General features: G+C 63.2%; 7 protein-coding genes. 3 read left to right on the plus strand and 4 right to left on the minus strand.

Features of this window, described 5'->3' with window-relative positions; all coding sequences use genetic code 11:
* Window positions 1-73 precede the first annotated feature (73 nt).
* Complete coding sequence (locus tag EN780_RS21925) at window positions 74-268, minus strand: DUF2735 domain-containing protein (protein WP_127286111.1); 195 nt, start codon at window positions 266-268, stop codon at window positions 74-76.
* 309 nt (window positions 269-577) lie between these two features.
* Here EN780_RS21925 and EN780_RS21930 point away from each other — a divergent pair, with 309 nt between their 5' ends.
* Window positions 578-1,618, plus strand: coding sequence for a glutamine synthetase beta-grasp domain-containing protein (locus tag EN780_RS21930; protein ID WP_127312043.1), 1,041 nt, complete (start codon window positions 578-580; stop codon window positions 1,616-1,618).
* A gap of 260 nt (window positions 1,619-1,878) precedes the next feature.
* Here the strand turns inward: EN780_RS21930 and glnA are convergent, their stop codons facing one another.
* Both glnA and EN780_RS21940 read right to left on the minus strand, forming a co-directional pair.
* Window positions 1,879-3,288 carry a type I glutamate--ammonia ligase gene (gene glnA / locus EN780_RS21935; RefSeq protein WP_127286113.1) on the minus strand — a complete coding sequence of 470 codons (1,410 nt, stop codon included), beginning with the start codon at window positions 3,286-3,288 and terminating at the stop codon, window positions 1,879-1,881.
* Between the two features lie 51 nt (window positions 3,289-3,339).
* Window positions 3,340-3,678 carry a P-II family nitrogen regulator gene (locus EN780_RS21940; RefSeq protein ID WP_006205430.1) on the minus strand — a complete coding sequence of 113 codons (339 nt, stop codon included), beginning with the start codon at window positions 3,676-3,678 and terminating at the stop codon, window positions 3,340-3,342.
* A gap of 357 nt (window positions 3,679-4,035) precedes the next feature.
* Between EN780_RS21940 and EN780_RS21945 the strand changes: the two genes are divergently transcribed.
* Together EN780_RS21945 and EN780_RS21950 are read left to right on the plus strand one after the other, a co-directional pair.
* Window positions 4,036-5,571, plus strand: coding sequence for an NAD(P)H-hydrate dehydratase (locus EN780_RS21945; RefSeq protein ID WP_128275306.1), 1,536 nt, complete (start codon window positions 4,036-4,038; stop codon window positions 5,569-5,571).
* Complete coding sequence (locus EN780_RS21950) at window positions 5,571-7,571, plus strand: hypothetical protein (RefSeq protein WP_128275307.1); 2,001 nt, start codon at window positions 5,571-5,573, stop codon at window positions 7,569-7,571. Before EN780_RS21945 ends, EN780_RS21950 begins: the two co-directional genes overlap by 1 nt.
* Before the next feature lie 6 nt (window positions 7,572-7,577).
* Here the strand turns inward: EN780_RS21950 and EN780_RS21955 are convergent.
* On the minus strand, window positions 7,578-7,976 hold a 399-nt coding region (locus tag EN780_RS21955; protein WP_133372668.1), incomplete at its 5' end, for a glycosyltransferase family 9 protein.

Consider the following 7,976-nt stretch of genomic DNA (forward strand, 5'->3'; position numbering starts at 1 on the left):
GCGCTCAAAGCAAAAGCCCGGCGTGAGCGATCACGCCGGGCTTTTCCCATTCTGAAATCTCTGGAGGGCTCGATCAGCTCTTGCGCTGCGTGCTCTCTTCCTCAATCGCCGCCTCGTGGTACCAGCCATCAAAATCGGCATGCGTGTTGCGCAGCGAGGCAAGCTCTGCCGCGAACTTGGCCTTTGCGCCTAAATTTGAGGCAGATTTGCGCCCTGCCAGGGGGAACATCAAAATCTTTGCCGACGGACGGGACGGGGTGACTTGCATTGGCGATCTCCCTTCTTCTCCAGGAGCCTGTCGATTCATCTACTTTCCAAGATAGTGGTTGCGACTCATTTAGGCAATATGCCCACAAAAAGATCAGTATTTGCACTATTTTTGTGCAAACTATGCTTTTGATCGATCTGAACGCATCGCTGAGGCGGCTCAGCAAATTCAGCGCTTTGTGACGACCATTTTGCCGCACCCTCCACTGCCGGAGTGGCACACGAATTGCTTTTTAAGACGCGGCAGGTCGGCTCGGCCCGGCCATGCGTCGTCGCCCTGCGCGGTGATCAAGCAACGAGAGGCTCTAGAATGACCAAATACAAGCTCGAGTATATCTGGCTCGACGGATACACACCGGTCCCCAATCTTCGCGGCAAGACCCAGATCAAGGAGTTTGCCGAGTTCCCGACGCTCGAGCAGCTGCCGCTGTGGGGCTTCGACGGCTCCTCGACCCAGCAGGCCGAAGGCCACAGTTCCGACTGCGTGCTGAAGCCGGTCGCCGTGTTCCCGGATCCGGCCCGCACCAACGGCGTGCTGGTGATGTGCGAAGTGATGATGCCCGATGGCGTGACGCCGCATGTCTCCAACAAGCGCGCCACCATCCTCGATGACGAGGGCGCCTGGTTCGGCTTCGAGCAGGAGTATTTCTTCTACAAGGACGGCCGTCCGCTCGGCTTCCCCGAGAGCGGCTACCCGGCGCCGCAGGGCCCGTACTATACCGGCGTCGGCTACTCGAACGTCGGCTCGGTCGCGCGCCAGATCGTCGAGGAGCATCTCGACCAGTGCCTCGCCGCCGGCATCAACCATGAAGGCATCAACGCCGAGGTGGCCAAGGGCCAGTGGGAATTCCAGATTTTCGGCAAGGGCTCCAAGAAGGCCGCCGACCAGATGTGGATGGCCCGCTACCTGCTGCAGCGCCTGACCGAGAAGTACGGCATCGACATCGAGTACCACTGCAAGCCGCTCGGCGACACCGACTGGAACGGCTCGGGCATGCACGCCAACTTCTCGACCGCCTATATGCGCGAAGTCGGCGGCAAGGCCTATTTCGAAGCGCTGATGGCCGAGTTCGACAAGAACCTGATGGATCACATCGCCGTCTACGGCCCGGATAACGACAAGCGTCTGACCGGCAAGCACGAGACCGCGCCGTGGAACAAGTTCAGCTACGGCATAGCCGACCGCGGCGCCTCGATCCGCGTGCCGCACTCGTTTGTCAAGAACGACTACAAGGGCTATCTGGAAGATCGCCGTCCGAACTCGCAGGGCGACCCCTACCAGATCGCTTCGCAGATCCTGAAGACGATCGCGTCGGTCCCGGCCAGCGGCCAGGTTTCGGCTGCCGCCTGATCCGCTCGGCGCGCGTTCGCGCCGCAACAGAATACTCTGCGACCAGAAGGCCCCGGCGGAAACGCCGGGGCTTTTTTGCATGGAGATCGCCCAAGCGGCGGCACAGAAATCGCGCACGTGGCGAAACACGCTGACGGCGAACGTGCGCGTCGCCTATTGAGCACCGGCTCGCGATAGCTCGCATAATCACCATGGACGACAATGAAAAAGCCCCCGGAGGGAGACCTCCGAGGGCTTCAAATCTCAATCCGATCAGAAGTTTAGATCGAGTAGTACATGTCGTATTCGACCGGATGCGGGGTCATCTCGAAGCGCATCACCTCGGCCATCTTCAGCTCGATGTAGCTGTCGATCTGGTCGTCGTCGAAGACGCCGCCGGCCTTGAGGAAGCCGCGGTCCTTGTCGAGGCTCTGCAGCGCTTCGCGCAGCGAGCCGCAGACGGTCGGGATCTTCTTCAGCTCCTTCGGCGGCAGGTCGTAGAGATCCTTGTCCATCGGCTGTCCCGGGTGGATCTTGTTCTTGATGCCGTCGAGGCCGGCCATCAGCATGGCGGCGAAGGCGAGGTAGGGGTTCGCGCCCGGATCGGGGAAGCGGACCTCGACGCGCTTCGACTTCGGCGACGAGCCGAACGGAATGCGGCAGGACGCCGAGCGGTTGCGCGCCGAATAGGCGAGCAGCACCGGCGCCTCGTAGCCCGGCACCAGGCGCTTGTAGGAGTTGGTCAGCGGGTTGGTGAAGGCGTTGATCGCCTTGGCGTGCTTGATGATGCCGCCGATGTAGTAGAGGCAGCTCTCCGACAGCCCGGCATATTCATTGCCGGCGAAGGTCGGCTTGCCGCCCTTCCAGATCGACTGGTGGACGTGCATGCCCGAACCGTTGTCGCCGAAGATCGGCTTCGGCATGAAGGTGGCGGTCTTGCCGTAGGCGTTGGCGACCTGGTGCACGACGTACTTGTAGATCAGCATCTTGTCGGCGTTGCGCACCAGCGTGTCGAACTTGATGCCGAGCTCGTGCTGCGCGGCGGCGACCTCATGGTGATGCTTCTCGACGCGCACGCCCATTTCGGCGAGCACGGTCAGCATTTCCGAGCGCATGTCCTGGGCGGAATCGATCGGCGGCACGGGGAAGTAGCCACCCTTGATGCGCGGGCGATGGCCGAGATTGCCGGTCTCGTAGTCGGTGTCGTCGTTGGACGGCAGTTCGGTGGAGTCCAGGCGGAAGCCGGTGTTGTAGGGATCGGCCTTGTACTTGACGTCGTCGAACACGAAGAACTCGGCTTCCGGACCGACGAAGATCTGGTCGCCGATGCCTTCCGACTTCATGTAGGCCTCGGCCTTCTTGGCGGTGCCGCGCGGGTCGCGGTTATAGGATTCGCCGGAGACCGGATCGAGGATGTCGCACAGGATGACCATGGTCGACTGGGCGAAGAACGGATCCATGTGCACCGTGTCGGGATCGGGCATGAGCACCATGTCGGACTCGTTGATCGCCTTCCAGCCCGCAATCGAGGAGCCGTCGAACATGACGCCGTCGGCGAACATGTCTTCCTCGACCTCGACGACATCCATGGTTACGTGCTGCAGCTTGCCCTTCGGATCTGTGAAGCGCAGGTCGACGAACTTTACGTCGTTGTCCTTGATCTGCTTCATGATGTCTTTGGCTGTCGTCATGTCATGTATCCCTGTGTGACGTTTTTTTGATGATGACGTTGCAGAAAGGCGTCAGACGGCGTCCATCCCGGTCTCACCGGTACGGATGCGCACGACTTCCTCGATGTTGGAGACGAAGATCTTGCCGTCGCCGATGCGGCCGGTCTGCGCCGCCTTGCGGATGGCCTCGATGGCGCCTTCGACGGCGTCGTCGCCCAGCACCACCTCGATCTTCACCTTGGGCAGGAAGTCGACGACATATTCGGCGCCGCGATAGAGTTCGGTATGGCCCTTCTGCCGGCCGAAGCCCTTGGCCTCGGTCACGGTGATGCCTTGCAGTCCGGCCTCCTGAAGCGCTTCCTTCACTTCGTCCAGCTTGAATGGCTTGATGATCGCTTCGATCTTTTTCATGTAAAACGTGGCCTCCACTGCCAAAAGACGGGTTTTGTGCCCCGCTTGCGGCTTCGATCAAGCACGAACTGTGCCAGTCCGGACGGATTCGAAGCGCCATTGGGCGATTTCACTACCATGCCGCGTCCCGATGCGCATTCGCGTCATTCGCTGCATTGGAAGCGTCATCGACGCTCGAAGCCTATACATTGCTGACCCTCCCGTCCGCACAATAATTAGGCAAATAGCGCAATCTGCAGGCAGTTTTGCCCGTTGGCGCATCGCATCGAACGATGCCTTTATAGGCAATGGCAGTGTTCGCTGTTTGCTTCAAACCGAAAACTGGACAATGCTTCACCGGAGGGCGGACGGCAATCCATGAGCAACGAACTTTTATCTCCGGTTGAAATGGCCGAGGCCGACCGGCTGGCAATCGCTGCTGGCCCGCTCGACGGCTACGGCCTGATGCGGCGGGCCGGCGCGGAGGTCGCAGCCGTTGTGCTGGCGCGTTACCCGGCCGCGACGCGCGTGCATGTGCTGTGCGGCACCGGCAACAATGGCGGCGACGGCTATGTCGTGGCGCGGTTGCTGGCCGAGGCCGGCGTCGATGTCGCGGTGTGGGTATCGGGCAAGCCGCGGGCCGGCAGCGACGCCGCGATTGCCGCGGCGGAGTGCCCGGTCGCGCCCCGACCGCTGACGGCATTTGCCCCTGATTTCGGCTCAATGGTCGTCGATGCGCTCTACGGGGCAGGGCTGTCGAAGTCGCTGCCCGTCGACGCCACAAACGCCATCGATTTTGCCAAATCCCTGCTCTTGCCGGTTGTTGCGATCGATTTGCCTTCGGGAGTCTCCGGCGATACCGGTGCAGTGCTTGGGGAAGAAGCTTTTCGGGCCGACATCACCGTTACCTTCGCTCGAAAAAAGCCTGGGCATCTGCTGCTGCCAGGTCGCGAATTCTGCGGTGAGATCGTGCTTGCCGACATCGGCATCCCCGACAGTGTCGTCAACGACCTCATTCCAAGAACGTTCGAGAATAAGCCGGCTCTCTGGCTCGGGAACTTGCCGGTCCCGGCCACCGACGCGCACAAATACAAACGTGGCCATGCCGGGGTGTTTTCCGGCGGGCCGTCGACAACCGGCGCCGCGCGCTTGTCGGCGCTTGCCGCCGCGAGGGCAGGAGCAGGAGCGGTAACCGTGCTGTCGCCAGCGGACGCCATGCAGATAAATGCCGCGCACCTGACCTCGATCATGCTGCGCAGGACCGACACCGTAGCCGACCTGAACAACTTCATCGGCGAGCGCCGGCCTTCGGCCTTTGTTCTCGGACCTGGCTTCGGCGTCGGCGAGAGGACACGGGATCTTGCCTTGGCGATACTGCGAGCCGGGCGGCAAGGCGCTGCCAGCGGGATCGGCGGGCTGGTCCTCGATGCCGATGGCATCACCTCGTTTCGCGATGAGCCTGCGAGCCTCTTTGAAGCAACTCACGAGCCGCACGCTCCCGCGTTGGTGATGACACCGCATGAAGGTGAATTTGCTCGCCTGTTTCCGGACATTGCCGCAGACAAAAATCTCTCCAAACTAGCCAAGGCGCGCGCAGCCGCCCAGCGAGCCAATGCGGTCGTCGTCTACAAGGGGGCCGATACGGTGATTGTGGCACCGAACGGCCTCGCGGCCATCAACGGCAACGGCGCGCCATGGCTTGCCACGGCGGGGTCGGGCGACGTGCTGGCAGGCATCATCGCGGGACTTCTGGCACAAGGCATGGCAGTGTTCGCAGCGGCGGCGGCGGCGGTCTGGATCCACGCCGAGGCCGGCCGCCGCTTCGGTCCAGGCTTGATTGCCGAGGATTTGCCGCTGGCGATGGTGCCGGTGCTGCACGAACTGGTCGAAGCAAAACAGGCGGATGCCATCTGATGGAGCGGTTCGCTCTCGTCATTGCGGCTGTCGTCGCGCTATTGGTACCGTGCGGCGCTCGCGCTGAGCAGCCGGTCACCGTCGTCGACGATCCGTCCGTGCTTGCCGCGCTCGATGCGAAGGGATTCTCATTCGCCGCCGTGTTCAGCGTCGACGGCAAGGATGATTTGAAGACACTCTACGACGAGGCACCCGCCTATCACGCCATCGTCGAGATGGTGGCGGGCGATGTCGCCGGCCTGCGCGCCGAGATGAAGGCCGGCGGGCGCAACCTCTACGAGGTCACCGACGGCAATGTCGGCCGCATCATGGACATGCGCTGGCTGAAGACGGACGCGGCTCGCTTCCGCCTGGTCGGCGTCGTCAACCGGCTCGACCGGCGCGACTTCGCCACTTTGAACGGCGACAAGAGTTGCGGCGAGGTGCGCTTCATCTACCGCCTGGCCTACAGTTTCAGGAAGAACGGCAAGGTCCTGGCCTCGCGCCTGCCGTTCAATTTCAATGCCGTCTACAGCGTCGCTCCGGATGCCGACGGCGGCTGCGTCGGGGTTGCCGGGCGCTGGACGCCGCAGCTCGACGAGGCCGTCGATGCCGGCTGGCTGGCCGGCGGGCCGCTGGAGCCGGAAGAACTGACCTTCAAGCAGCTCGAACTCAACGCGCAAGTGGTGCGCTTTCCCTCCGGCCAAGAGACCGAGTTCGGCGGCCAGGCCGCCTACCTCATGCGGATTTTTGGGATCGGTGGCGCCACGGTCAGCGAAAAGCCGCTGGAGAACACGCCTGACGTCGCGCGGCTGTCGGAAGATGCCGTGCTCAAGAAAAAGCTCGCCGACTATGTCCGGGCCAATGTCGGCCCGGTCGATCTCGGCGTCTATGAGATGCCGGACGAGTTCCTGGCGAAGAAGGTCATCTCATGGTCGACCTTCGGCAGCGCCAGGCAGGCCAACCATCCGTTCACGTCGCTGTTCGAGCCTACCGATTTCGCCGGGCTCGACTATTCCGGGTTGAAGCTGGCGCGCACGCCGGAGGCGCTGGTCGAACGGCTGGACAATGGCGCCTGCCAGGGCTGCCATCAGGCAGGCTCCACCGCCGGCTTCCATTTCATCGGCCTCGACGACAGGACGACGTCGCCGCTCAACCGCATCGAGGTCGGCATCTCGCCGCATCTCCATGCCGAGATCACGCGCCGCGAGGCCTGGCTGCGCGCCGTGACCGAGGGCAAGGAGCCGAACCGTTTCCGCCCGCTCTCATTCGCACCGCCGGCCGAATGGAGGGGTGCCGGCGAAGTCGCCTACGCGCAGGCCGAGATGGCGATGCCGTGCCTGGGGCCCGAGGACGCCGCCCGCTTCGGCCAGACCTGGCAGTGCGGCGGCGGCACCATCTGCACACCGCTCGCCACGGCTTCGGGCGTGCGCACCACGCTGGCGCAATGCCTGCTGCCCAAGGACAGCAAGGCGATGTTTTCCGGCCATCCGTGCCTGGCCGGCTCGATCGCCAGCAATGAAGCGCAGCCCTTCAACGACCGCTACACAATCGCCGGGCAGTTTGCGGCGTTCGCCTCCGACATTTCACGGACCGCCTACACTTGCCGGCCGCCGAAGATCGGCGTGCCGGCAGGCATCGCCTATCGAGCTTGCGACGACAAGGACCGCAGCTTCGCCGCCTTCAAGGCCGGCAAGCCGATGCCGAACGAGATCTGCGGACTGGTCGGCGGCAAGAAGTTCGATACCTGCGTGGCGACAAACAATTTCGACCAGTGCCTCGGCGGCGCCGTCAATCGCGGCAACCGGCCGGCCTGCTCGGCGGACCATTTCTGCCGCGAGGACTATATGTGCCAGTCGCTGCCGGCGGACACGCCGGGCGCCGCCAAGGTGAAGGGCATCGGCTTCTGCTCGCCGACCTATTTCATCTTCCAGATGCGCATCGACAATCACGCCACGCCCTGGGCGAGCGCGGCACGCGCCACCATGGGTGCGGGTTTCGGAGCGGCGCAAGAGGAGTAGCTGATATCAGGCGCCTTGCTGGCGGCGCGGTTCCGCGAAGGCAGCGGCCAGCGCCTCGCGCACCCGTTCCTCGCTGACCCCCGATGTATCCTCAATCCAGCTCGGGGTCGAAATGGGCGGCTCGAGAAAGCGAACATGGTCGTTGACCGGCCCATGTATGTAGGAAAGGTTCGAGCCGAAGATCTGCACGCAGGGAACATTCAAGGCCGCGGCAGCATGAGACATGCCGCCATCGACGCCAAGGAACAGCGCCGACGCGCCAAGCTGATACATCACGTCGAGCAGCGGCGTCGTGGTGAAATCGACCGCTTGCGGCAGCTCGGCGCGAATTCGGTTCGCCGCATCGTGTTCGCGAGGACCGCCGACGATCCATACCGCCCAGCCGCGATTGGAATGGTCCTTGGC

The organism is Mesorhizobium sp. M4B.F.Ca.ET.089.01.1.1, from assembly GCF_004022605.1.
GTDB lineage: Bacteria > Pseudomonadota > Alphaproteobacteria > Rhizobiales > Rhizobiaceae > Mesorhizobium > Mesorhizobium abyssinicae.

What these genes read in the sequence shown, in the direction of transcription:
- EN780_RS21945 (WP_128275306.1), top strand. Translation starts at nt 4,036, where the DNA reads ATGAGCAACGAACTTTTATCTCCGGTTGAAATGGCCGAGGCCGACCGG.
- EN780_RS21940 (WP_006205430.1), bottom strand. Translation starts at nt 3,678, where the DNA reads ATGAAAAAGATCGAAGCGATCATCAAGCCATTCAAGCTGGACGAAGTG.
- EN780_RS21925 (WP_127286111.1), bottom strand. Translation starts at nt 268, where the DNA reads ATGCAAGTCACCCCGTCCCGTCCGTCGGCAAAGATTTTGATGTTCCCC.
- EN780_RS21950 (WP_128275307.1), top strand. Translation starts at nt 5,571, where the DNA reads ATGGAGCGGTTCGCTCTCGTCATTGCGGCTGTCGTCGCGCTATTGGTA.
- glnA (WP_127286113.1), bottom strand. Translation starts at nt 3,288, where the DNA reads ATGACGACAGCCAAAGACATCATGAAGCAGATCAAGGACAACGACGTA.
- EN780_RS21930 (WP_127312043.1), top strand. Translation starts at nt 578, where the DNA reads ATGACCAAATACAAGCTCGAGTATATCTGGCTCGACGGATACACACCG.